The sequence below is a fragment of the Sphingomonas colocasiae genome (assembly GCF_019880585.1).
Lineage (GTDB): Bacteria > Pseudomonadota > Alphaproteobacteria > Sphingomonadales > Sphingomonadaceae > Sphingobium_A > Sphingobium_A colocasiae.
On record NZ_JAINVV010000006.1, the window covers coordinates 334133 to 359143 of the forward strand.

General features: G+C 66.6%; 21 protein-coding genes. 13 read left to right on the forward strand and 8 right to left on the reverse strand.

Going from position 1 to position 25011, the window contains the following annotated elements:
• Window positions 1-5 precede the first annotated feature (5 nt).
• From K7G82_RS14855 to K7G82_RS30225, 9 genes are all read left to right on the forward strand, one after another.
• Window positions 6-479, forward strand: coding sequence for a Zn-ribbon domain-containing OB-fold protein (locus K7G82_RS14855; protein WP_222990680.1), 474 nt, complete (start codon window positions 6-8; stop codon window positions 477-479).
• Window positions 476-1444 carry a VOC family protein gene (locus tag K7G82_RS14860; protein ID WP_222990681.1) on the forward strand — a complete coding sequence of 323 codons (969 nt, stop codon included), beginning with the start codon at window positions 476-478 and terminating at the stop codon, window positions 1442-1444. The genes K7G82_RS14855 and K7G82_RS14860 overlap by 4 nt, the downstream gene beginning before the upstream one ends.
• Window positions 1441-4938, forward strand: coding sequence for an indolepyruvate ferredoxin oxidoreductase family protein (locus tag K7G82_RS14865; protein ID WP_246623567.1), 3498 nt, complete (start codon window positions 1441-1443; stop codon window positions 4936-4938). Before K7G82_RS14860 ends, K7G82_RS14865 begins: the two co-directional genes overlap by 4 nt.
• A complete protein-coding gene (locus tag K7G82_RS14870; protein ID WP_222990682.1) occupies window positions 4925-5812 on the forward strand; it encodes an SDR family NAD(P)-dependent oxidoreductase in 888 nt (295 codons plus the stop codon). Before K7G82_RS14865 ends, K7G82_RS14870 begins: the two co-directional genes overlap by 14 nt.
• The gene (locus tag K7G82_RS14875; protein WP_222990683.1) at window positions 5809-6960 is read left to right on the forward strand and encodes a thiolase C-terminal domain-containing protein; all 1152 of its coding nucleotides are present in this window, start codon (window positions 5809-5811) and stop codon (window positions 6958-6960) included. The genes K7G82_RS14870 and K7G82_RS14875 overlap by 4 nt, the downstream gene beginning before the upstream one ends.
• 14 nt (window positions 6961-6974) lie before the next feature.
• Window positions 6975-7388, forward strand: a complete 414-nt coding sequence (locus K7G82_RS14880; protein ID WP_222990684.1) for a VOC family protein — start codon at window positions 6975-6977, stop codon at window positions 7386-7388.
• The gene (locus K7G82_RS14885; protein WP_222990685.1) at window positions 7388-8086 is read left to right on the forward strand and encodes an SDR family NAD(P)-dependent oxidoreductase; all 699 of its coding nucleotides are present in this window, start codon (window positions 7388-7390) and stop codon (window positions 8084-8086) included. The genes K7G82_RS14880 and K7G82_RS14885 overlap by 1 nt, the downstream gene beginning before the upstream one ends.
• A 130-nt stretch (window positions 8087-8216) precedes the next feature.
• Entirely contained in the window at window positions 8217-8837 is a 621-nt protein-coding gene (locus tag K7G82_RS14890) for a TetR/AcrR family transcriptional regulator (protein WP_222990686.1), read from the forward strand.
• Between the two features lie 14 nt (window positions 8838-8851).
• Window positions 8852-10042 carry an acyl-CoA dehydrogenase family protein gene (locus tag K7G82_RS30225; RefSeq protein ID WP_343228581.1) on the forward strand — a complete coding sequence of 397 codons (1191 nt, stop codon included), beginning with the start codon at window positions 8852-8854 and terminating at the stop codon, window positions 10040-10042.
• Window positions 10043-10182: 140 nt separating this feature from the next.
• Here K7G82_RS30225 and K7G82_RS14900 read toward each other — a convergent pair whose 3' ends face one another.
• From K7G82_RS14900 to K7G82_RS14925, 6 genes are all read right to left on the reverse strand, one after another.
• Window positions 10183-11412 carry an acetyl-CoA hydrolase/transferase C-terminal domain-containing protein gene (locus K7G82_RS14900; RefSeq protein ID WP_222990687.1) on the reverse strand — a complete coding sequence of 410 codons (1230 nt, stop codon included), beginning with the start codon at window positions 11410-11412 and terminating at the stop codon, window positions 10183-10185.
• Window positions 11413-11733: 321 nt separating this feature from the next.
• A complete protein-coding gene (locus K7G82_RS14905; RefSeq protein ID WP_222990688.1) occupies window positions 11734-12921 on the reverse strand; it encodes a cytochrome P450 in 1188 nt (395 codons plus the stop codon).
• A 94-nt stretch (window positions 12922-13015) separates the two neighbouring features.
• A complete protein-coding gene (locus tag K7G82_RS14910) occupies window positions 13016-13783 on the reverse strand; it encodes an enoyl-CoA hydratase-related protein (RefSeq protein WP_222990689.1) in 768 nt (255 codons plus the stop codon).
• On the reverse strand, window positions 13773-14546 hold the full coding sequence (locus K7G82_RS14915; protein ID WP_222990690.1) for an SDR family NAD(P)-dependent oxidoreductase: 774 nt from the start codon (window positions 14544-14546) through the stop codon (window positions 13773-13775). The genes K7G82_RS14910 and K7G82_RS14915 overlap by 11 nt, the downstream gene beginning before the upstream one ends.
• Window positions 14547-14574: 28 nt before the next feature.
• The gene (locus K7G82_RS14920) at window positions 14575-15774 is read right to left on the reverse strand and encodes an acetyl-CoA acetyltransferase (RefSeq protein ID WP_222990691.1); all 1200 of its coding nucleotides are present in this window, start codon (window positions 15772-15774) and stop codon (window positions 14575-14577) included.
• Window positions 15767-17239, reverse strand: a complete 1473-nt coding sequence (locus K7G82_RS14925; RefSeq protein ID WP_222990692.1) for a 3-oxoacyl-[acyl-carrier-protein] synthase III C-terminal domain-containing protein — start codon at window positions 17237-17239, stop codon at window positions 15767-15769. The genes K7G82_RS14920 and K7G82_RS14925 overlap by 8 nt, the downstream gene beginning before the upstream one ends.
• Before the next feature lie 238 nt (window positions 17240-17477).
• On the opposite strand from K7G82_RS14925, the gene K7G82_RS14930 reads away from it, so the two are divergent.
• Genes K7G82_RS14930 through K7G82_RS14940 form a run of 3 tightly spaced genes read left to right on the forward strand, consistent with a single transcriptional unit; the run spans window position 17478 to window position 19971 of the window.
• On the forward strand, window positions 17478-18641 hold the full coding sequence (locus K7G82_RS14930; RefSeq protein WP_222990693.1) for an acyl-CoA dehydrogenase family protein: 1164 nt from the start codon (window positions 17478-17480) through the stop codon (window positions 18639-18641).
• Entirely contained in the window at window positions 18641-19009 is a 369-nt protein-coding gene (locus tag K7G82_RS14935) for a PaaI family thioesterase (protein ID WP_222990694.1), read from the forward strand. Before K7G82_RS14930 ends, K7G82_RS14935 begins: the two co-directional genes overlap by 1 nt.
• Complete coding sequence (locus tag K7G82_RS14940; RefSeq protein ID WP_222990695.1) at window positions 19006-19971, forward strand: MBL fold metallo-hydrolase; 966 nt, start codon at window positions 19006-19008, stop codon at window positions 19969-19971. Before K7G82_RS14935 ends, K7G82_RS14940 begins: the two co-directional genes overlap by 4 nt.
• A gap of 440 nt (window positions 19972-20411) precedes the next feature.
• On the opposite strand, the gene katG is transcribed toward K7G82_RS14940, so the two are convergent.
• Together katG and K7G82_RS14950 are read right to left on the reverse strand one after the other, a co-directional pair.
• Window positions 20412-22631, reverse strand: a complete 2220-nt coding sequence (katG, locus tag K7G82_RS14945) for a catalase/peroxidase HPI (RefSeq protein ID WP_222990696.1) — start codon at window positions 22629-22631, stop codon at window positions 20412-20414.
• A 145-nt stretch (window positions 22632-22776) separates the two neighbouring features.
• Entirely contained in the window at window positions 22777-23145 is a 369-nt protein-coding gene (locus tag K7G82_RS14950; protein WP_222990697.1) for a hypothetical protein, read from the reverse strand.
• A 502-nt stretch (window positions 23146-23647) separates the two neighbouring features.
• Between K7G82_RS14950 and K7G82_RS14955 the strand changes: the two genes are divergently transcribed.
• A complete protein-coding gene (locus K7G82_RS14955; RefSeq protein ID WP_222990698.1) occupies window positions 23648-24916 on the forward strand; it encodes a nucleotide sugar dehydrogenase in 1269 nt (422 codons plus the stop codon).
• Window positions 24917-25011: the final 95 nt, after the last annotated feature.

Genomic DNA, 25011 nt, shown 5'->3' on the forward strand with positions numbered 1-25011 from the left:
GCGGGATGACGATGATCGAGACCTTTCCCCTGCCCGTCACCGACAATGTCGTCGATGCCGGTTTCTGGCGCGCCTGTGCCGACGGCCGGCTGACCGTGCAGAATTGCCGGGCCTGCGGCCATGTCCAGCATCCGCCGCGCGCGATGTGCCCGGCGTGCCGATCGACCGAGCTGGGCTGGCGCGACACGGCGGGGACGGGACGGATCTGGTCCTTCACCGTCGCGCATCCGCCGCTGCTGCCAGCCTTCGCGGCGCTCGCTCCCCATGCGGTCGCGCTGGTCGAGCTGGACGATTTCCCCGGCATACGCATGGTCGGCGCGCTGCTGCGCGACGGCGCCACGATGTTCGGCGGCGTCGATCCCGCCACGCTTTCGATCGGCGCGCCCGTGCGCGTCGGTTTCGTGCCGATGGCCGACGACGTCGCCCTGCCCTGCTGGACGCCCGTGAACCCCGATCTTTCGAAGGACAATGCATCATGACGGTGAAGGCGCTTGGATATATCGGCCTGGGCAGCAGCGATCCCGCCGCCTGGCTTCGCTTCGGCACCGACATGCTGGGCATGATGCCCGCACGAGCGGTGCCGGGCGAAGGCTGGGGTCCGATCGAGGACGGCCGCATTCCCGGCGTGGCGCGCGACGGCACCGTCTTCCTCAAGATGGACGATCGCCAGTGGCGCATCGCCATCCACCCCACCGACGGCGCGCGCGAACTCCTGTATATGGGGCTGGAGCTGGAAGACCATCTCGCCATGGAGCGCTGCGCGCGGATGCTGCGCGACGAAGGCCATGAGGTGCGGCCCGCGCGGCCGGAGGAAGCGCGCGCGCGCGCGGTCACGGGCCTGTTCTTCACGGAAGACCCCGCGGGCAACGCGCTGGAATTCTTCCATGGGGCGACGACCGACTATAATTTCGCCTCGCCCGTTGCGGGCCAGCGTTTCCTGGCCGGGCATCTGGGCCTGGGTCATGTCAACCTGTTCGTCGACAACCAGCCCGCCTGTTTCGATTTCTACACAAGGCTGCTGGGCTTCAGGCTTTCCGACTATATCAGGTACGGAGACGAGGCCGCGCTCCAGTTCCTGCGCTGCAATCCGCGCCATCACAGCATCGCCATGCTCGATTTCGGCGTGGGCAACACCCTCCAGCATCTGATGGTCGAGATGGAGACCATCGACGATGTCGGGAAAGCGCTGGACCGCGCCAGGAAACTGGGCTTCGCCACGGTCAGCTCGCTCGGCCGCCACCGCAACGACGGCACGCTGTCCTTCTATATGCGCTCGCCCGGCACCGTCGATGTCGAGATCGGCTGCGAGGGCAAGATCCTCGACGAGACCTGGACCGCCAACGAATTCTGCGAGGGCGACGTGTGGGGGCATGACGGGCTGGTGGAGGCGGTGATGGAAGCCGGCGATGTCGCGCGCCGCAAGGTGGAGGCCGGATCGCGATGACGGCGATGGCCGGGATCGATACGGACTATCGGCTGGAGGATCGCTACACCCGCGACCATGGCCGCGTCTTCCTGTCGGGCTCGCAGGCGCTCGTCCGCCTGCCGATGATGCAGCGGCAGCGCGATCTGGCGGCGGGCCTGAACACCGCGGGCTTCATCTCCGGCTATACCGGCTCGCCGCTCGGCGGCTACGACATCGCGCTCAAGCAGGTGCCGGACCTACTCGAGCGGCACCACATCCATTTCGAGCCCGGCATCAACGAGGATATGGGCGCCACCGCCGTCTGGGGATCTCAGCAGGTCCATCTCGCCGGGCAGGCGCGCTATGACGGGGTGTTCGGCATCTGGTACGGCAAGGGGCCGGGCGTCGACCGGTCGGGCGATGCGCTGAAACATGGCAGCTATTCGGGTTCCGCGCCCAATGGCGGGGTGCTGGTGCTGGCCGGCGACGATCATGGCGCCAAATCATCGACCATCGCGCACCAGAGCGATCATGCCTTCATCCATTTCGGCATGCCCTATTTCAATCCCGCGACGGTGCAGGACTATCTCGATTACGGGCTGCACGGCTTCGCGCTGTCGCGTCATTCGGGCTGCTGGGTCGCGATGAAATGCGTGACCGACACGATCGAGAGCAGCGCCTCCGTCGATGTCGATCCGGGCCGCGTCACCATCGCCCTGCCCGTGGAGGACGAGAGTGGCGGCACGCGCAACACACGCTGGGCCGTCCCCGCGATCGCCGCCGAAAAGCGCCATTATCAGGAAAGGCTGCCGGCGGTTCTCGCCTATGTCCGCGCGAACGGGCTCAACCGGACGATCATCGAAGCGCCCGCCCGGACACTGGGCATCGTCACCTCCGGCAAGGCGTTTCTCGACGTGATGCAGGCGATCGAGGAACTCGGCCTGAGCGAAGCCGACTGCGCCGCGCTCGGGCTGTCGCTGATGAAGATCGCCATGCCCTGGCCGCTCGAACCCGATGCCGTGCGCGCCTTCGCCGCCGGCAATCGCGAACTTCTCGTCATCGAGGAGAAACGCCCTGTCATCGAGGAACAGATCGCCCGGCAACTGATCAACCTGGCGGATCGCCCGGCTCTGCTGGGAAAGCAGGACATGGACGGGCGCCCGCTCGTCCCCGCCGAGGGCGAACTCACGCCGCGCCTCGTCGCACGGATCGTCGGCGAAAGGATCGTGGCGCTGACCGGCGACGCCCGCGTGGTGGCGGCGATCGACCGGATCGCGCGGGAGGATGCCGGCGGCGCGACGGGCGGTGCGTCGCTCGTTCGCCTGCCCAGCTTCTGCGCGGGCTGCCCGCACAACCGATCGACCAAATTGCCCGATGGCAGCATGGCGTTCGGCGGCATCGGCTGTCACGGCATGGCGACCTTCCTGCCCGAACGGAACACACCCACCCTGTTCCAGATGGGCGGCGAAGGCGCGTCCTGGATCGGTATGGCGCCCTTCACCGATCGGCGGCACATCTTCCAGAATCTGGGCGACGGCACCTATTATCATTCGGGCCTGATGGCGATCCGCGCCGCCGCCGCCGCGGGCATCAACATCACCTACAAGATCCTGGTGAACGACGCGATCGCCATGACCGGCGGCCAGGAAATCGCGGGCAAGATGCGCGTCGACGTGCTGACCCGGCAGCTCGAAGCCGAAGGTGTCCGCGCGATCGCGGTCGTGAGCGATCGGCCGGATGGCTATCCGAAAGAAGCCGGCTTCGCCCCCGGCACCACCATCCATCATCGCGACGCGCTCGACACGGTGCAGCGGCGCCTGCGCGAACTGCCGGGCGTCACCGCGATCGTCTACGACCAGAGCTGCGCGACCGAACTGCGCCGCCGCCGCAAGCGCGGCAAGGCCGTCGATCCCGACCATCGCCCCTTCATCAACAGCCGGGTGTGCGAGGGCTGCGGCGATTGCTCGGTCCAGTCCAACTGCATCGCGATCGAACCCGTCGAAACGGCGCTGGGCCGCAAGCGGCGGATCAACCAGTCCGCCTGCAACAAGGATCTGTCCTGCCTCGACGGCTATTGCCCCAGTTTCGTGACCGTGCGTGGCGGTCGCCCGCGCAAGCGCGCGGGCACCGGGGCAAGGGGCGATGGCGAGGCGATCGCCGCCACGCTGCCCGCCCCCACCATCGCATCGGTCGAAACGCCGTTCAGCCTGCTCATCACCGGCATCGGCGGATCGGGCGTGGTGACGCTGGGCGCGATCCTGGGCATGGCGGCGCATCTGGAGGGCAAGGGATGTTCGGTGCTGGACGTGACCGGCCTTGCCCAGCGCAACGGCCCGGTCGCCAGCCATGTCCGTGTCGCCGCGTCGCCCGACGCGCTGCGCGCCACCCGCATCGCGCGCGCCGATCTCGTGCTCGGCAGCGATATCGTCGTGACCGCCAGCCCGGCGATGCTGGGCAGCCTGTCGCCCGGCCACACCCGCGCGATCGTCAACAATCACGTCTCCCCCACATCCGATTTCGCGAGCAATCCGGACCTGAACCTTTCTTCCGCCGCGATGGAGGAGATGATCCGCGCGCGGACCGGCCAGGTCGAATTCGTCGAGGCGAACCGCATGGCCTATGCCCTGATGGGCAACGAGGTGGCGGCGAACCTGATGCTTGTCGGCTATGCCGCGCAGCGCGGATGGCTACCATTCTCGCTCGCCGCGATCGACCGGGCGATCGAACTCAACGGCGCGTCCGTCGCAATGAACCGCCAGGCGCTGGCCTGGGGACGGATCGCCGCCGCCGAACCGGAGCGCCTTTCCGCGCTTCTGGCGCCGCCCCCGGCGGCCGACGCGGCGCCGGAAAGCCTGGACGCGATCGTCGCGCGCAATGTCGCGGAGCTCGGCGACTATCAGGATGTTCGCTATGCCGAGCGCCATCGCCGGCTTGTTCAACAGGCGCGCGCCGCCGAACAGGCGCTGGGCGGCGACGGTGACGCGTTCGCCAGGGCGGTCGCGCGCAATCACTTCAAGCTGATGGCCTATAAGGACGAATATGAGGTCGCCCGGCTGCTCACCGCGCCCTCCTTCCGCGCGACGCTGGCCGAGGAATTCGAGGGCGATTTCCGCATCGAATATAATATGGCCCCGCCGCTGTTCCAGCGCCGCGATCCGCTGACCGGCCGCTATCCCAAGCGCCGCTTCGGCGGCTGGATGACGCCGCTGCTGAAGCTGCTGGCGCGCGGCAAGCGCCTGCGCGGCACCATCCTCGATCCGTTCGGCCATGCCGCGCATCGCCGCGCGGAACGCGCGCTGATCGCGGACTATGAGCGCGATGTCGCGCGGCTCGCCGGGACGCTGACGGCGGACCGGCTGGCGCTGTCGATCGAAATCGCCGCGCTCCCCGAACGGATCCGCGGTTTCGACACGGTGAAGGACGCCTCGATCGAGGACGCACGGCGCCGGAAAGCGTCGCTCGAACAGCGATTGGCCGAGGGCGGCCACGATGCCGCCCCGCAAGACAACGGGAAACAGCATGAACCTGCTTGAAGGAAAAGCCGCGATCGTCACCGGCGGCGGGCGCGGGATCGGGCGCGGCCATTGCCTGCAGCTCGCGGCGGCGGGCGCGAAGGTGATCGTCAACGATATCGATGGCGAAGTCGCCGATCAGGTGGTGGCGGACATCCGCGCGGCGGGCGGCACCGCCGAAAGCGGCGTGATCGGCATCGGCAGCCGCGAAGGCGCCGAAGCGCTTGTCGCGCTTTGCATCGACCGGTTCGGCGCCATCGACATATTGGTCAACAATGCCGGCAATCTGCGCGACCGCACCTTCCTGCGGATGACCGACGAGGAATTCGACGCGGTCTGGACCGTGCATGTGAAGGGCAGTTTCTGGTGCGGCCAGGCGGCCGCGCTGGCGATGCGCGACGGCGGACGCGGCGGCACGATCATCAACACCACATCGGGCGCGCATTTCGGCAGCTTCGGCCAGACCAACTATGCCGCCGCCAAGGGCGCGATCGCGTCCATGACCTATACATGGGCGCTGGAACTGGCGCGCCACGGCATCCGGGTGAACGCGATCGGCCCGACGGGCACGACCCGCATGTCCGACAGTTTCGCGGGCGGATCGGCACCCCTCCCCTATGTCGATCCGGCGCTGAACGGCGCGCTCGTCGCCTTTCTGTGCAGCGATCTGGCGGCCGGCGTCAGCGGCCAGATCTTCGGTTCGGGCGGCGAGCGGGTGTCGCACATGGTGCAGCCCCATTACGGCAAGACGCTGATCCGCGAAGACGGTTGGACGCTGGAGGCGCTCGCCCAGCATTTCACGCGCCAGCTCGCCGGGGAATTCGGCGCGCTCGGCATGCTGGGCCAGCCCTATCCCTTTCATGGCGGCGTCGTAGCGCCGGGCGCGAAACCGTGACCGGGCTCAAGGATCGCACCGCGATCGTCGGCATCGGGCAGACGCGCTTCGCGAAGATGCTGCCAGAAACCGAATTGCAGCTTGCCTGCATCGCCATCCGCGCCGCGCTCGACGATGCCGGCATCGCGCCGGACGAGGTGGATGCGCTCGGCTGCTTCACCCAGGAAACGACGCCGGAATTCGAGATCGCCCGCAACCTGGGCTTCGGCGAGCTGCATTTCTTCAGCCAGGTCGCGCATGGCGGCGGCGCGATCTGCGGCGCGATCGGACAGGTCTGCGCGGCGATCGCGCTCGGCATTGCCCGGGTGGGCGTCGTGTGGCGATCGCGCAAGCGCGGCGATCCGTCGAAGCGCCAATGGGCCGGGGTTCAGCCGCGCATCGACGATCACTGGAAATGGTCGCGCCCGCACGGCCTGTCGCGCCCCGCGGACGAGGTGGCGATGCTCATGCGCCGCTATATGCACGACCATGGCGCCACCCGCGAAGACCTGGCGGGCGTCGCGCTGGCGCAGCGCGCCTATGCCAACGCCAATCCCGACGCGCTGATGCGCGACAAGCCGCTGGACCTGAACGCCTATCTCGACGCACGGATGATCGCCGATCCGCTCTGCCTGTTCGACAATTGCCTGGAAAGCGACGGCGCGATCGCGATCGTCATCACCAGCGCCGAACGGGCGCGCGACCTGCGGCACAGGCCGGTGTTGGTCCATGCCTTTTCACAGGGAATGAGCCGCGAGCATCAGTTGATGACCGATTATCACGGGCAGGATCCCTTCCTTTCCTCGTCCGCCGCGACCGCCGGCAATCTCTGGCGGCAGTCCGACATCGCGCCCGCCGACATCGATGTCGCGCAGATCTACGACGCCTTTTCGCCGCTCGTCCTGTTCTCGCTGGAGAATTACGGGTTTTGCGGGCGCGGCGAGGCGGCGCGCTTCGTCGCCGCCGGCGAAACCGGCCGGGGCGGACGCCTGCCCGTCAACACGGCGGGCGGCAGCCTCTCCGAAGTCTATCTGCACGGCGCCAATCTGGTGACGGAGGCGGTCCGGCAATTGCGCGGCACCGCGATCAACCAGGTCGCGGACGCCGCGAACTGCCTGGTGAGCAGTTGCGACAGCACGCCCAATGGCGCGCTGGTCCTTCGGTGCTGAAGGGGAAGGAAAAGATGGGCGTCAAACTCGCCAGGGACAGCATCGATCTGGGCATCGTCACCGCCAACGAGGACGCGATGATCGGCTTTTACCACGGCCTGCTCGGCCTGCCGCTGACCGGATCGGTGACATTGCCGGATGGCGCCCGGATCCGCCGCATCGGCTGCGGGCAATCGACGCTTCGCCTCTATATTCCGCCGACGCCGCCCCGGCCGGCCGGCTGTGCGGCATGGTCCGCCGTCGCGGGGCTGCGCTATTGCGCGATACTGATCGACAACCTCGCCACGGTGATCGATGAATGCGGCCGGGCGGGGGCGAGGATCGTCCAGCCTGTCGTGGAACCCCGTCCGGGCGTGCGCGCGGCGCTGATCGCCGATCCGGACGGCAATGTCATCGAATTGATGCAGATCGGGGATGGAGGGGAATGATGTCCGGCAAGACATTGGTGATCACGGGCGGCAGCCGGGGCATCGGTCATGCGACCGCCAGCCGCTTCGCCGATGCGGGCTACGGAATCGTGAACCTGTCGCGCTCGCCCGCGGCGCTTCCCGGCGTCATCGATATCGCCGCCGATTTCGCCGATCCCGCATGGGCGGAAGCCGTGGCCGCCCCCCTGTGCGCGGCGATCACGGAAAGCGAGAGCATCTGCCTGATCCACAACAGCGCCCTGCAGGTGCCGGGCGACACCGCCGAGATCGACATCGACGGCCTGCGCCGTTCGCTCGAGATCAACGTCGTGGCGCCGGCCGCGCTCAACCGCGTCGTGCTGCCGCTGATGCGGCCGGGATCATCGATCCTGTATGTGGGATCGACGCTCAGCCAGCGCGCCACGCGCGGCATGGCCGCCTATGCGACGAGCAAGCACGCGGTGGCGGGGCTGATGCGCAGCACCGCGCAGGATCTGGCGGGAACCGGCATCCACACCGCCTGTATCTGCCCCGGCTTCACCAACACGGAGATGCTGCAAAGCTATGGCGGCGAGGCGCTGAGCCACCTCGCCTCGCTGGTCACGCAAAAGCGCCTGATCGCGCCCGAAGAAATCGCCGAACTGCTGTTCCACGCCGCGCGCAATCCGGTGGTCAACGGATCGATGATCCAGGCCGATCTCGGCTTCATCGAGCCTTGAAAGATACCCCCATCGCAAAATACGACTTTAATGTGAGCTTTTTTCAGTTTTAATGATCTCCTGTCGGGAACCGTTCAGATCCGGGCGAAACCGGACGCTTCCGATCGACGGAAACAGGAGGGAAGCCGTGATGGAGCATCAGATCGCAGAACTCTCGCCGCGCAAGGTTCCGCAGCAGCAAAGGGCGCAGTTCACCGTCGACTGTATCCTGGGCGCCGCCGAGTCGATCATCATCAAGAGCGGCTACGACGCCGCGACGACCAACCATATCGCCGAGGTCGCCGGCGTCAGCATCGGATCGCTCTACCAATATTTCTCCAGCAAGGAGGCGATCGCCGCGGCGCTCGTCGAAAACGCGGTGTCCAAGGCGACGGAGGTGCTGCGCGAATGCATCCTCGCCAATATGGGCAAGCCGCTGCCCGAGGCGATCCGGACGATCATCGCGGTGATCCTGGAAACCCGGCGCGAGCATAATTTCATCTTCATGCTGCTGCCGCGCCAGGTGCCGAAGCTCGGCCGGCTCTCGCGCAGCGTGACCACCGAGAAGTTCCTCTACAACACGGTGCGCACTTTCTACCACCAGCATCGCGACGAGATCATGGTGGAGGATCTGGAGATCGCCATGTTCGTCGCCCAGCACCTCGTGGTGGGCAGCATCGACGCCTATCTCGAGGACAATACGATCCTCATCACCGACGAACAGCTTGTCGATCATATCGCCGACGCGGTCGTCAAATATCTCACCAAATAGACCGGAGGCGCCGGGTGGATTTCGATTTCGACGCGGATCAACAGGCATTCATCGGCGAAGTCCGCGCCTTCCTTGACGAGGTCAGGCAATGGCCCGACGCGGCCGACATCATGTGCCCCGAACGGGAATCGGATTCGATCCTGGCGGACACGCCCGCGCGCAAGGCGTTCAACCGCGAGCTGGCGCGGCGCGGTTATCTCGGCCTTTCCTGGCCGCGCGAATATGGCGGACAGGGCCGGCCCGGCATCTACGAATATCTGCTCAACGAGGAATTGTCGCGCGTCGGCGCCCCGCTGATCGGCAAGGGCGTCGGCTGTGTCGGGCAAACGCTGATCCGTCACGGCTCCGACGGGCTCAAGCGCGAATTCCTGCCGCGCATCCTGAAGGCGGAGATCGAGTTCGCGCTGGGCTATACCGAGCCGCATGCCGGATCGGACCTTGCAGCACTCAGGCTGCGCGCCGATCGCGCCGAGAATGGCTGGCTGCTCAATGGCCAGAAGATGTTCACGACATCGGCGCATTTCGCCGACTGGTACTGGCTGGCTGCGCGCACCGATTTCGACGCGCCGAAGCACAAGGGCATCAGCCTGTTCCTGCTGCCGATGGACCAGCCCGGCATCACCATCCATCCGATCGAGACGATGGGCGAACATGTGACCAACCAGGTGTTCATCGACAATGTCTTCGTCAGCGACGACTATGTCGTGGGCGAGGTCAACAAGGGCTGGACCTATATCTGCGAGGCGCTCGATTATGAGCGTTTCACCTTCTACACCTTTAGCCCGCTCGAAGAGAAGCTGAAGGCGCTGCGCGCCCTGCTTTGCACCGAAGGCGGCGACGGCGCGGCGATCGCGGCGCGCCCGCATGTCCGCCGGCATCTGGCCCGCCTGACCGCCGATGTCGAACTGTCGAAGATGCTGCAACGGCGCGTGATCTATGCCTCGTCACAGGGGCGGGTGCCGACCGTCGAGGCCGCGATGTGCAAGCTCTACAGCACCGGCCTTCACCAGCGGCTCGCCGATTTCGCGCTGGACAGCCTGGGAACGGACGGCCTGCTCCACAAGGCCGACGCGCAAGCGCCCGCCGCCGGCAAATGGGAATGGTCCTATCGCGCGACCGCGCTCGACACGATCGGCGCGGGATCCTCCGAGATCCAGAAGAACATCATCGCGCGTCGTGAACTCGGCCTGCCGTTGCGTTTTTAGCGGGCTGTCAAAGGGACACCGCCCTATCGTCATTGCGAGCGAAGCGCGGCAATCCAATGCCCGTCGCGCCGCTGGATTGCTTCGTTTCGCTCGCAATGACGACCGCGAAGCAACCTCACGAACAATAAGGCGGCCCTCGACTATAGATCCAACGCCCCCAGCAGGTCGCGGCGCTGTTCGGGGGCCGCGACCGCGACGATCGCGCGCGCCCTTTCCTCGGCGTCCTTGCCGCGCAGATCGGCGGCGCCATGCTCGGTGACGACGATATCGACATCATGGCCCGCCACGCTGACTGGACCATCAATCCCCAGCCGCGCGACGATGCGCGTGCGGCCCTTGGCCATGGCGGGCAGCGCGATGATCGAAAGGCCGCCCCGCGAACGGTGCGCCGCCGCCGCGAAATCCGGCAGGCCGCCGCGCGCGCTCACCATGCGGCCGGCCGCCCTTTCGGCATTGACCTGACCCGACAGGTCAACCTCCAGCGCCGAATTCACCGCGACGAAGCCGTCGATCGCCGCCAGCGTGGAAAAACCGTGGGTATGGGCGATCGGGCGCAGCGCGATGCCGTGCCGGCCATCGAGCCAGCGCTGGAAGGCGCGTGACCCGACGATCGTGGCGCAGCAGACCGGGCTGTCGGGATCGAGCGCGCCCGCATCCATCAGGGTGCGCAGCGGATCGCTCAGCAGGCCCGAATGGAGGCGCAGCCCGCGCCGCCCGGTGAGGCGGGCGAAGACGCGGGCGGGTATCCGGCCGATCCCCGCCTGCACTGTGTTTCCGTCGCGGATCAGCCGCGCGACATGACCGGCGATCGCCTCGCTCACCGGATCGGTGCCGTCCGCGCCCTCATGAACCGGCGGCGCGGCCGGGCACGCGCGGACGACATGGGTGAAGGCGTCCAGCGGAAACGTCTGGCCGCCGGGCAGGATGGGCATGTCGGCATGGATCAGCGCGACCCGGCACGAGGCGGCCGCCATCGCGGCTTCGAAGAATTCGGCGCACAGCCCGGTCGAGACCATGCCGGCGCGATCGGGCGGGCTGACCGGAACGAACAGGATGTCGGGCGCGAACCGGCCGATTTCGTCGGTGATGCCCGAATAGGTCGCGCAAAGCTGCCGATAGCGCGCCGGCCCGTCGTGCCCGGCGGGAAAGAAGCCGGTGACATTGCCGGCGGCGCGAAGCGCCGGCCCGTCGAAGCGGTTGAGGCCCGACACGAACGAGGTCAGCACGGAGAGATGGGCGAAACTCTCCGGCGATGTCCCGGCGAGTCCATGCAGCGCGGCAGGTTCGCCGCTGGTGCCCGGCACGAACAGCCTTTCGGACCGAGACAACAGCGCCGGCACGGCGTCCAGGCCGATCTGCCTCACCGCCATGACGCGTCTCGCCCAGCACGGAAGAGGGCCAGGCGATCCCCGAAAGGCACGAGCGAGAAAATGCCCATCACGTCATTCTCGCGTTCACTCGGTGCCCGGATAACGCCCCCCCTCCAACCGCTCGGGCTGAGCCTGTCGAAGCCCTGTACTTCTCCTTCCGAACCAAAGGAAAAGCAGGGCTTCGACAGGCTCAGCCCGAACGGATCTGGGGGGCAGCAATATGAAAGCCGGAATCGATACGAAGCCCGGCATCTGGAAACCGGCATCGCATGGACCCCGGCTTTCGCCGGGGTGACGAACAGGAAGGCATGCGCGCCTCGCTCAGCGGGGACGGAAACGGATCGGCACCGAATTGAAGCCTTGCAGGAATTCCCCGACGATGCGGCGGCATCCCTCGCGGTCGACTTCGAACGCGTCGATCGCGCCCAGCATCTCCTCGATCAGGATCCGCCCTTCCAGCCGGGCGAGATGCTGGCCAAGGCAAAAGTGCAGGCCCGTGCCGAAGGACAGGTTGCGCCGCTGGACGCGGCGGATGTCGAAGCGGTTGGGATCGGCGAATTCGCGCTCGTCGCGACAGGCGGCGGCATAGAGGAACAGCACCGATTGCCCGGCGCGCATCGTCTCCCCATGCAGCACCCGGTCCCGCACCAGCCGGCGGCCGAGCAGGTTGGTCGGCTGGTCGAAACGCACGGCTTCCTCGAAAGCGCCGGCCGCGAGCGACGGATCGTCGCGCAATGCCGAAAGCTGCTCGGGATGCCGATCGAGCTGGTAGATGCACCCCGCCGTCGACAGCGGCACCGTATCCGATCCGGTGATGATCATCGCGAAGATGTTGAAGAAGAGCTGATCGACGCTCAGCCCCTCGTCGAAACCGGCGTTGAGCCAGGCGACGATATGGCTGTGTTCGGCCGGTGGCGAACGGCGATATCGCTCGATCAGCCCGACGATATAATCATGCGCTTCCGCAAAGGCGCGGGCGCCCGCCTCGGTGGTGCCGCGCACCCCCGGCTCGCGCGTGTAGAAACGGTCGATATAGTCGCGGATCCGCAAGACCTCCTCGATGCTCAGGCCGACGAATGCGGCGATGATCTCGAGCGCGGTGCGGCTGGCGAGGCGATGGACGTCGAGCCGCCCTTCCTCCAGCATCGGCGCCATCAGCCGGCGGACGACCTGGCGGACATGGTCGTCGATCGTCGCGATCTTATCCTTGGTATAGGCGCGCGCGATCAGGTTGCGATGTTTCGCATGCTGGGGCGGGTCCATGAACAGGAACACGGCCGGCGGCGGATCGGAGGAAAGGAACAGCGCGTCGGTCGACGTGCCATGGCTGGCGGTGAAGGACTCGCGGTCCATGCTCGCCTGCCAGACATCCTCGAAGCGCGACAACGCCCAGCAGTCGAGATCCTCGATATAGCAGGCCGGCGCCTCGTCCTGCATCCGGGCATAGGTCGGCCAGGGATCGGCCCACAGCGCCTCGTTATAGGGGGAGTAATCGATACCCATGGTCATTCCTCATCCCGAGATCGCCGCGACGGCCGCGCAGGCGGCGGGGCTGTTTCCGGCAGGCTATCAGAGCGTATTCGCCGGGCACCTCGCATTGGGCTCATTTCCGGTTCGGTGACGCCAGCCGCGCGAGCAGCGCGCGGGTCTCCTCGCTTGCCAGGCGTTCGGAGAGCCGGTCCATCTCGGTCGCCATGATTTCCGCGACGTCGCGCCGCTTCGGCGCGCGCATCAGCGCCCGGCTCTCCGCCAGCGCCGTCGCGGGCAGCGCGGCCAGCCGTTCGGCCACCGCCTGCGCATGGGTGTCGGGCGATCCATCGGGGACGCATTCGGTGACGAGACCGATATCGAGCGCGTCCGTTGCGTCCATGGGATCGCCAAGCAGCAGCCATCGCGCGGCGCGGGCATGGCCCGCCATGCGTGGCAGCAGATAGGAAGAGGCGAATTCGGGCACGAGCCCCAGTCGCGTGAACGGAAAGTGGAAACGCGTGCCCGGCGCGCAATAGACCAGATCGAAATGCAGCAGCATCGTCGCGCCGATGCCCACGGCATTGCCCGCCACCGCCGCGACCAGCGGCTTCGGGCAATCGAGCAGCGTGGTCATGAAGCGGTAGCCGGGGCGCTCGTCCCTGGGCAGGTGACGCATCCGTTCGAAACCGGCCGCGTCATTGCCCGCGCAAAAACAGGGGCCGGCCGCCGTGACCAGAACGGCTCTGATCGCATCATCCGCCGATGCCGCCGCGATCGCCGCGCGCATGCCGTCGTACATGGCCGGGGTGAGCGCGTTGCGCGCCGCCGGACGGTCCAGCCGGATATGCAGGATCGCGCCCGCCCGTTCGATGATCAGTTCGGGCGCCAACTCAGGCCGCAATGTGGAAACCGCCATCGACCGAGAGGTGCTGGCCGGTGATGTAGCTGGCGGCGTCGGTCAGGAAAAACCATGTCGCGGGCGCCACTTCGGCCGCGTCGCAGAAACGGCCCAGCGGGATCTGGCGCAGATAGCGGTCGCGGAACTTCTCGGTGCGGATGGTGTCGGTCATCGGCGTTTCGACGACGCCGTAGCAGATGCTGTTCACGGTGATGCCGTGACGCGCCCATTCGCGCGCCGCGCTCATGGTGAGGCCCAGCACGCCCGATTTGGCGGCGCCATAATTGATCTGGCCGATCGTTCCCCGGCGCCCGGCGTCCGAGGAAATGTTGACGATCCGCCCGGGCACGGGATCGCCGCGACCGGCCCTGTCGATCAGCCTGCGGCCGACCGCGCGCAGGCAGAGGAACGCCCCGGTCAGGTTGACGTCGATCACCTGCTGCCAGGTGGCGAGTTCCATCTCGTGCGCCATCGCGGCGCGGACGATGCCGGCATTGTTGATCAGCCCGTGCAGATCGCCGAAGCGCGCGACGGCCTGATCCGCCATCGCCTCCACCTCCGCCTCGACCGCGACATTGACGGTCAGCGCCAGCAACCTGGGATTGGCGATCTCGGCGGCCGCCTGATCGAGCAGCGCCGTGTTGATATCGACCATCACCACATTGGCGCCGCGCGCCAGGCCGAATTCGACCAAGGCGCGGCCGACGCCCTGCGCGCCGCCGGTGACGATATAGGTGCGGCCGTCCAGCCGATAGGGTTCGCTCATGCGGGAAATCCTGTCATTCTGGTCAAGCTCAGCACGTCCCGAGGATCGAGATGCTGCAGACATTCTTGTTGGGATAGCCGCCAAGATTGTGGGTGAGGCCAAGCCGGGGGCTGCCGAGCTGCCGCTCCCCCGCATTGCCGCGAAGCTGCTGATAGACCTCATAGGCCATGCGCAGGCCGGTGGCCCCGATGGGATGACCGAAGCATTTGAGGCCGCCGTCGATATTGCAGGGCACCTGGCCCGTGCTGTCGAAGCTGCCGGCCAGCACCTCGCGCCACCCCTGCCCCGGATCGGCCAGGCCGAGATCCTCCATCGTCACCAGCTCGGTGATCGAGAAACAGTCATGCACCTCGATCAGGTCGAGCTCGGCGCGCGGGTCGCGGATGCCGGCTTCCCGATAGGCGCGCTGGGCGGCCAGCCGCGTGGTCACGGCATAGCTGCCGTCCCAGCCGTCGAACCCGACTTCCGATCCGTTGCTGAGCGCGAGCTGCATCGACTTGACGGTGACGAGCGGGCCGGTGCGCCCCAGCTTCTCAGCGATCGCCGGGGTGGTGACGATCGCGCAGGCCGATCCGTCGCTGACCCCGCAACAGTCATAGAGGCCCAGCGGATAGGCGATCATCGGCGCGGCCAGGATCTTCTCCTTGCTGACGCGCGAGCGCAGATGCGCCTTGGGATTGCGCGCGCCATTCTCGTGGCTCTTCCACGAGACATGGGCCATCGCTTCCTTGAGCCCGTCCATGTCGATGCCGTGGCGCGCGACATAGGCGCTGGCGAACTGCGCGAAGCTGCCCGGCGCGGTGACGCTGGGGAACCAGAGATCCTCGAACGTGCCCTTGGTGCGTTCGGGCAGGCCGCCATAGCCGGTGTCCTTGAGCTTCTCGACACCCATGGCGAGCGCGATGTCATAGGCGCCGGAGGCGACGCCATAGACCGCGCCGCGCAGCGCCTCGGTTCCCGTCGCGCACATATTCTCGACGCGGGTCGCCGCGATATTGGGCAGGCGCAGCGCGGAGGTCAGCGACAGCGCGGACTTGCCGAGCCCATGTTCGTCGACCGACATGCCGAACCACGCCGCCTCGATCCGATCCTGTTCGATCCCGGCGTCGGCCAGCGCCTCCGCGAAGGATTCGACCATCAGGTCCTCGGCGCTGCAATCCCAGCGTTCGCCGAAACGGCTGCACCCCATGCCCAGAATGGCGACCTTGTCCCGGATACCATCAGCCATTGGCCGTCTCCTGCGATGTGGATGATACGGCGGCGCGTGGCGGGATCGCCTTCCAGCAATAGCGGCGGAAGCCACGCTTCTCGTCGATGTCCTTGATGCGGAAGGCCAGTTCCAGCGGCGCGCCGACATGGAGTTCGCCGGGCTCGAAATCGCTGAACTCCAGCATGGCGACGCCGCCGCCCTCGAAACGGATATTGCCGTACATCAGCGGCGGATTGAACGAGAGGCCCAGCCAATCCTCGGTGAAGGACTTCACGGTCGCGCGCTTGTCGGCGAAACCCTCCGCCTCCTGCGTATCGGTCGCATGGCATTCGGGGTTCACGCACACCCGCGAACGCGGGAACTGGGGCGTGCCGCAGGCGGTGCAACGCCCGCCCACCGCCTGGGTGACGGTCTGGCGGTGACGGAAAAAGGCCGATTGCGCGGTGCGGTTGTCACGCTCCGCGCGCATGCCCCAATCCATCTGGAGCAGGCCATTGAAGGAAAGGAAGCGCAGATAGTTGCGGTCGGCGACGCCGGTATCCACCTGGGCATCGGCCCCGGTCATCGCGCGGGCCTCGCCGATGCGGTCGGTGGCGCGCAGCAGGATCGCCTCCGCGCCATGGCCATAGCCGAGCAGCAGGATCAGTTCGCCCGGCGCGGCCGCCTGCAACGCCTTGGTCAGCAGCAGCAGCGGATGCGCCGCGCCGGTGTCTCCCACCTCGCCATGCAGGTCCGCGACGACGGCTTCGGCGGCGATGCCGCAGCGTTTCGCCACCGCCTGCGCTTCCTGCGCCGAAAAATGCGCGAACACGCAATGACGAAGCTCGGTGGCATCCACGCCCGCCTTTTCGAGAAGCGCGGAGACGAGGGGCGGGATGATCCCGAACTGGCCGAGCTCGCGCGCCCAGCGTTCCTCCAGCACATAATCGAACCGGGCGTCGCGCGAGCGATAATGGTCGTTGAAATCGACCGAGACCGATCGCGACGCCACATATTCGGCGATCAGGTCGCGCGATCCGACAAGGATGGCGGCGGCGCCGTCCCCCAGCCGCAATTCCTGCGGGCTGCCCGGGCGCGCCTGCCGGTTGTCGGCCGCGATGACGAGTTCGTCGCCACCCGCCTCGATCGCGCCGAGCAACGCCCCAACGCCCGATCGCAGCGATCCGGACAGGTCGGCCGTGCGAATCGTCGCTGGCAGCGACAATGCCTCGCCGATCAGCGTGGCGTTCAGCCGGTCGGCGAAGGGCATGGTGGTGGATGCGAAGCGGAGCGAGGCGACCGCGGCCCCGGCGAACGGCACCGCCCTGCCCGCCGCCACCGCCATGGTGATGCTGTCCTCGTCATGCGCGCACATCGCGCGGGCGCCGCGCGCGGCGTTCACCAGCCCGGGGCTGGCCCAGGCATTGGCCTGTGCGATCGTTTGTCGATCGAGCCGGCGGCGCGGAACATAGGCGCCGAACGACATGATGCCGCGTTTCTGCAAGGCTGACTCCTGGCTGGCGAAGAGGGAGCGGCCACGCTTGCGTGCCGCCCGTCGAACTGCGATCCGGCTATCGGCCCGCCCGCTCAGCTTGAACTCGCATCGCCTTGCACTTTCGCTCGACCATGCGCGGCCGGATCGTGACCGCCCGGATCATGAACGATTGCGAGTTTGATGTGAGGGGGCCGCTTCCTAGCCTTGCCAGCCAGTCAATCACCGGGTGAGGAAGCGAGACCGATCGATGAACGCAGCGGGCGAAGCGGAACACATCACCATGCTGCGCGAAACGCTGCGCCGCTTCATCGACAAGGAAATGCCGCGCGACAGCGTCAGCCGCTGGGACAAGGAGAATCATTTCCCGCGCGAGGTTCACCTGAAGCTCGCCGAACTGGGGCTGACCGGCCTGACCGTGCCGGAGCAATATGGCGGCAGCGGGCGCGACATCACCGCGACGATCGTGACGATCGAGGAACTGTGTTCGCGCAGCATGGCGGTGGGCTGCGCCTATATCCAGTCGAGCTGCTATGCCGGGCTCAACCTGGTCGAGGTCGCATCGGACGCGCAACGCCGCGAATTGCTGCCGCGCGTGGCATCGGAAGGGCTGATGTTCGCCTATGGCTTCACCGAGCCCGATGTGGGCGCCGACCTTGCCTCGGTGCGGACCACGGCGCGGCGGGACGGCGACGAACTGGTGATCCGCGGCAGCAAGCGCTTCTGCTCGGGCGCGGCCATCTCGGACTTCATCTATGCGCTGGTCCGCACCGGCCCGGCGGAGGAACGATACCGCAACCTGTCGCTCGTCCTGATCCCGCCGCATGCGCCGGGCGTGACGCTGGAAGCGCAGGACACGCTGGGGCTGAAGGGCGGCGGCACGTTCGACGTGACCTTCGACGATGTCCGCGTGCCCGTCGCCAATGTCGTCGGCGGAGAGGATGGCATCGGGCAGGGCTGGGCGAAACTGGTGGGGCCGGGCCTGGACGTCGAGAAGATCGAGGTCGCGGCGATGGCGCTGGGCATCGCGCGCGGGGCCATCGCGGACGCCTGGACCTATGCGCAGGAACGCGTGCAGTTCGGCAAGCCGATCTGCACGATCCAGTCGATCCGCCACATGCTCGCCGACGCCAGGACCCGCTTCGAGGCGTGCCGGCTGATGACGTACAACGCCGCCGCGCTGATCGACGCGCATCAGCCGGCGGCGGTGGAGACCGCGATGGCCAAGCTGTTCGTATGCGACACCGCGCGCGACATCGTGCTCTCCTGCCAGCAGATCCTGGGCGCCTATGGCTATGTCCGCGATTTCGACATGGAACGTTATGTCCGCGACATATTGGTGATGCCGATCTTGGGCGGATCCTCGGCGATCCAGCGCAACAACATCGCCAACCTGCTGAAGCTGCCGCGCTGATGAGCGGCCTCAACGCGCTGCTGGGCCTGCGCCTGATCGGCATGGAGGACGATGCCTTCGCCGTCGCGCTCGACATCGACGATCGCCATCATCACGATCTCGGCCTCGTCCATGGCGGCATCTATCTCACGCTCGCGGACGTCGCGATGGCCCGCATCGCCATGCACCATCTCGGCGGGGGCAATGTGCGGACGGTGGAGCTCAAGACCAACTTCCTGCGCCCCTTCGCCACGGGCCCGATCACCGCGCGCGGGCGGATCGTTTCGGCCGGCCGACGCCTGATCTTCGCCGAAGCCCGGATCGAAGGCGGCGGACGACTGCTGGCGACGGCATCGGCGACGCTCGCGATTTCGGGAGAGACGGCATGACGCGCACCGGTCGCGCCCTGCTGGCCGCGCTGTTGTGGTGGCTGGCGCCGGCCCATGCCGCCGCCGAACAACCGGCCCGTTTCGAACTGGTCACCCTGGGCACGCTCGGCGGCCCCCTGCCCAGCCCGATCCGCTCGCAGCCCGCCAACCTGCTGACCAACGGATCCGATTCCTATCTGATCGACAGCGGCGACGGCGCGGCGGACGCCATGGTGGCGGCCGGCGCAAGCTTCGCCTCGCTGCGCGGCATCTTCCTCACCCATCTCCATTTCGATCATATCGGCGGGCTGTTCGCGGTGCTCGGTCTCCGCTTCCAGCTCGACACGCCCGGCCCGCTCACCATCCATGGCCCGCGCGGCACGAGGGACCTGGTGAACGGGCTGCTCGCCGCGATGGAGCCGAGCGCGGCGGTGCGCTATGGCGTGCCCGGCGAGCGCCATGTTCCGCCCGCGCGGAATATCGAGGTGGTGGAGCTGACCGACATGTCCGCCGTCAGGATCGGCGGCATCGCCGTCTCGGCCGTGGTGAACAGCCATTACAGCTTTCCGCCCGACAGCCCCGAACATGCGCGGCACCAGTCGCTCTCCTACCGGTTCGACCTGCCCGACCGGTCGATCGTCTTCACCGGCGACACCGGCCCGTCCCCGGCGGTGGAAAGGCTTGCGGCGGGCGCGGACCTGCTGGTCGCGGAACTGATCGACCTGCCCAACACGCTGGTCAGGCTGGAAGCATTCTCGAAGACCATCTCGCCACAGGCCAAGGCCGAATGGGCGGAGCATTTCGAGAAACAGCATCTGGTGCCCGCCGAAATCGGCGACATGGCACGCCGCGCGGGGGTACGCGCGGTGATCGTCTCGCATCTGGCCGGCACCAGGGAAGACGCGGCGCTCCCCTATATGGCCGAGATCGCCCGGCGCTATGACGGGCCGGTCATCATCGCAAACGATATGCAGCGCTTCTGACGCCCGACATCGTCATCCCCGCGCATGCGCACTGGTGCCCGGGATTTTCCCGTCGGAATTTTTCGCGGATCCGATAATTCCTGGGAGGATGCCCACCAACTTATCGTCGGGACATGATCCGGGCTCCTCTCCTCCCTACGCGCAGCGTGGGGAGGGGGACCACGGCGCGAAGCGGCGTGGTGGAGGGGAATTTCGATGCGTCATTTCCCGCCGCAATTGGCGGAAATCGCGGGATAACGCTGCCGCAGCCGCTGCGTGGCATCGGCATCGCACTTCCCCTCCACCACCACGGCTCAGGCCGTGGCGGTCCCCCTCCCCATCTTCGATGGGGAGGAGAAAATCTCGCCATCGCGCATCCTGAATCAAATCCCGGGCGCCAACGCGCCTGCGCGGGACGACAGGGCTTTTCAACAGCCTGCCAGACCAATGGCAAGGTGCCGTCAGGCGCGGAGGTCGAAACGGTCCGCGTTCATCACCTTCGTCCAGGCGGCGACGAAATCGGCGACGAAATTCTCGCCCGCGTCGCTCGCCGCATAGACTTCGGACAGGGCGCGAAGCTGCGAGTTCGAACCGAACACCAGATCGGTGCGGGTGGCGGTCCATTTCTCGGTGTCGGTCGCGCGGCAAGTGCCGACGAACACCTCGTCGCCGCGATCGCTGACTTCCTTCCACGCGGTGCCCATGTCGAGCAGGTTGACGAAGAAGTCGTTGGTGAGCTGGCCCGGCCGATCGGTCAGCACGCCATGGGTCGAGCCGCCATGATTGGCGCCGAGAACGCGCAAGCCACCCACCAACACCGTCATCTCCGGCGCGCTGAGGCCGAGCAACTGGGCACGGTCGATCAGCAATTCCTCGGTCGGCACGCTGAAGCGCACCGACAGGTAATTGCGGAAGCCGTCAGCCCTGGGTTCGAGCGGTTCGAAGCTCTCGACATCGGTCTGTTCCTGCGTCGCGTCGGCGCGGCCGGGCGTGAACGGCACCGTCACGTCATGGCCGGCATCCTTCGCCGCCTTTTCGATCGCGGCGCCGCCGCCCAGTACGATCAGATCGGCCAGGCTGACCTTCGCGCCACCCTGCGCCGCGCCGTCGAAATCGCCCTTGATGGTTTCGAGCACGCCGAGCACGCGGGCGAGCTGATCGGGCTGATTGACCGCCCAGTCCTTTTGCGGCGCCAGGCGAACACGCGCGCCATTGGCGCCGCCGCGCTTGTCCGAACCCCGGAAGGTGGAGGCGGACGCCCAGGCGGTCTGGACGAGGTCGGCCACGCTCAGGCCCGATGCGAGGATCCTGCGCTTGAGATCGGCGATCTCCGCCTCGCCGATCGGCGCGTGATCCGCCGCCGGGATCGGATCCTGCCAGATCAGGTCCTCGGCCGGCACCTCCGGCCCGAGATAGCGAACCTTCGGCCCCATGTCGCGATGCGTCAGCTTGAACCAGGCACGCGCGAAGGCATCGGCGAACTGGTCGGGATTGGCGCGGAACCGTTCCGATATCTCGCGATATTTCGGATCGACCTTGAACGCCATGTCGGCGGTGGTCATCATCGTCGGCACGCGCCGATCCGGGCTGTGCGCGCCGGGCGCCATGTCCTCCGGCTTCTGGTCCCTGGGCTGCCATTGCCATGCGCCGGCCGGGCTTTTCACCAGATCATAGTCATAGTCGAGCAGCATGCGGAAATAGTTCATCGACCACTGGATCGGCGTCGGCGTCCACGGTCCTTCGAGACCGCTGGTGATGGTGTGATCGCCAACGCCGCTTTCATGGCCGCTTTGCCAGCCGAGCCCCTGCTGCGCGATATCCGCGCCCTCGGGCTCCGCGCCGACCTTCGAGGCGTCGCCGGCGCCATGGCATTTGCCGAAGGTGTGGCCGCCGGCGGTCAGCGCCAGCGTCTCCTCGTCATCCATCGCCATGCGGGCGAACGTCTCACGGATGTCGCGCGCCGACATCATCGGATCGGGCTTGCCGCCCGGCCCTTCGGGATTGACGTAGATCAGGCCCATCTGGATCGCGGCGAGCGGGTTTTCGAGCGCCCTGCCCGATTCCTCGTCGATCCGGGTGGCGCCCAGCCATTCCTCCTCGGTGCCCCAGTAAATGTCCTTTTCGGGCTCGAACACGTCCTCGCGCCCGCCGCCGAAGCCGAAGACCGGCCCGCCCATCGATTCGATCGCGACATTGCCCGCCAGGATCAGCAGATCGGCCCATGAAAGCTTGCGGCCATATTTCTGCTTGATCGGCCAGAGCAGCCGGCGTGCCTTGTCGAGATTGGCGTTGTCGGGCCAGCTGTTGAGCGGCGCGAAGCGCTGCGAGCCCGAAGAGGCGCCGCCACGGCCGTCACCGGTGCGATAGGTGCCGGCGCTGTGCCAGGCCATGCGGATGAAGAAGGGGCCGTAATGGCCATAGTCAGCCGGCCACCAGGGCTGGCTGTCGGTCATCAATGCGTGGAGATCCTGCTTCACCGCCGCATAGTCGAGCGACTTGAACGCCTTCGCATAATCAAAGCCGTCGCCCATCGGATTGCCGCTCAGGCCGTTCTGATGAAGGATGTCGAGCGAGAGCTGGTTAGGCCACCAGTCCCTGTTGGTTCGGCCCAGTAGCGATCGCAGTGCCGCGGGCTCCTTGCCCGGATCGCTCAATGGGCTGCCGCTTGTCGTCGCATCCATGGAATTGCTCCTCTCCGATTCCCCGCAGGCAAGAGACTATGCCCGTCACGCGCCTGCGGGAAACGATCTGCGTCCATCAGAGAGAATTAGAAAATCGATCACAAGTTCCCGGATGCGCAATCCGATCGATCTGTTCAGTGAGGGATCAGGCCTTGGGAGGCCGTGCTCCGATCTTCGACAGGCGCTTCGCGGCAGAATCCGCCGCAGCATCGCGCTGCGGTCGCTTGGGCGATTGGCGATGGGTATGTCCTGCCCGCCTCGCTCCAGCCACTATCGAATCCCGATCGATGGACATTTCGCCGGAAACCATGGTCGCGAGTTCGCCCCGACGCACATGATCGAGCAAACCGGCCAGCGGCAGATCGGCATCGGATCCCTGATCACCCAGATGAAAGCCGTCGCGATCCTGATACCCGGTCGGTGCGATCAGGAACAGCCTGACCAGCCATATGCATGCCGCAAAAAAGCAAGCAAACCCGGCCGCAGCCAGGGCAGGCACTATCACTCCCCACATTTGCTCCATCCCCACAGAGCGAACGCATGCGGAACCACAACCGTTCGGCCGTGACCATTCCAGCCGCCACGGGCAAAGTCGAGTCAATTTAATAACCAGTTTTATACCCGATTCCGCTTGACCGCCGGGAATCCCTGCCCCGTTCGACGCGGTCGGCAGCGATCATCCTGCCCGGCGCTCCCGGCATGGAATCATATGGACCGATGGGCGGCACGGATCGGCGCAGCATCAACGATCAGGTCATAATTTTGTGCGATGCCGCACGCAGAAATCCGGATCCATGGTCCGCAAGATCGGCAATGCGCGCGCTGGGAAACGCGACCTGCGGTCTTCAGATCGGGCGCCGGCAAATTCTCGATGAATCAGAGCCGCAAAGGCCGCGCCCTTCAACGATCATGTTCACAAGAAGAGACCGGAATCCCCACCGGCAAGAAGCTGGTTCCTGCCTGCCCGGCAACGGCCGGGCGATCCCCATCCCCCCCACAATGGAGTAGCGTTCGTCATGAGTTCGGAGAAGATCGTCGTCGTAGGATTGGGATATGTCGGCCTGCCGCTGGCGGTCGCGCTGGCGCGTTATTACGACGTGATCGGGCTGGATATCGACACGCATCGCATCGCCGAGCTCAAGGCCGGACAGGACCGCACGGGCGAGATCGATTCCGCCGAACTGCTGAGAACCCGGCTGGCGCTGACCAGCGCGCCCGAGGACTGCGCGGGCGCCGATGTCTATATCGTGACCGTGCCGACGCCCGTGGACAAGGATAACCGGCCGGACCTGACCCCCGTCGTCAGCGCGACCCGAACGGTCTCCCGGTTGCTGGATGCGGCGCACAAGCCGATCATCGTCTATGAAAGCACCGTCTATCCCAGCGTCACCGAGGATGTGTGCGGGCCGATCATCGAGGAGATATCGGGGCTGCGCCGCGGCGAGGACTTCTTCCTTGGCTATTCCCCCGAACGCATCAATCCCGGCGACCGCGAACATACCGTCGACCGGATCATCAAGGTCGTCGCGGGCGAGAATGACGATGTGACCGGGCGTCTGGCCGCGATCTACGGCAAGGTCACCAAGGCGGGGGTCTTCCGCGCGCGATCGATCAAGGTCGCCGAGGCCGCCAAGGTCATCGAGAATGCGCAGCGCGACATCAACATCGCCTTCATGAACGAGATCACCCAGATCTTCGCGCGCATGGACATATCGATCTGGGACGTGCTTCAGGCCGCCGGCACCAAATGGAATTTCCTGCCCTTTCAACCCGGCCTTGTCGGTGGACACTGCATCGGCGTCGATCCCTATTATCTCAGCTTCCGCGCACAGGAACTCGGGCACGAGCCGCGCATCATCCTGGCCGGCCGTTCGACCAACGACACGATGGGCGCCTGGATCGCCGAGCAGCTTCACGAGCGCCGGGGCGGCGCGGGGTCGGTGCTGGTGATGGGCCTCACCTTCAAGGAAAATGTCCCCGACCTCCGCAACAGCCGCGTGGTGGACATCATCGATCGCCTGAAATCGCTGGGGCACGACATCACCGTCCATGATCCGCTGGCGGACCCGGAGGAAGTGCGGCACGAGTTCGATTTCACCGTCTCACCCGGGGCGCTGGATACTGCCTATGATCTGGTGATCGTCGCCGTTCCCCATGCCGGCTATGCCGATCTCGACGACGAGACGCTCTCCGCGCTCGTCGCGCAGGACGGCCTGTTCGTCGATCTTAAGAACCAGCGCGCGAACCGGAAGCTGCGGGCGGATATCACGCAGTGGTCGCTGTAACGGACGCCTTCAGAGGCATCCGCATTTCCGGGCGCGGCGCGGACTGATACCGGGTCTCGACGAGCTGCGCTCGTCGAGACCCGGAACCGAAGCCG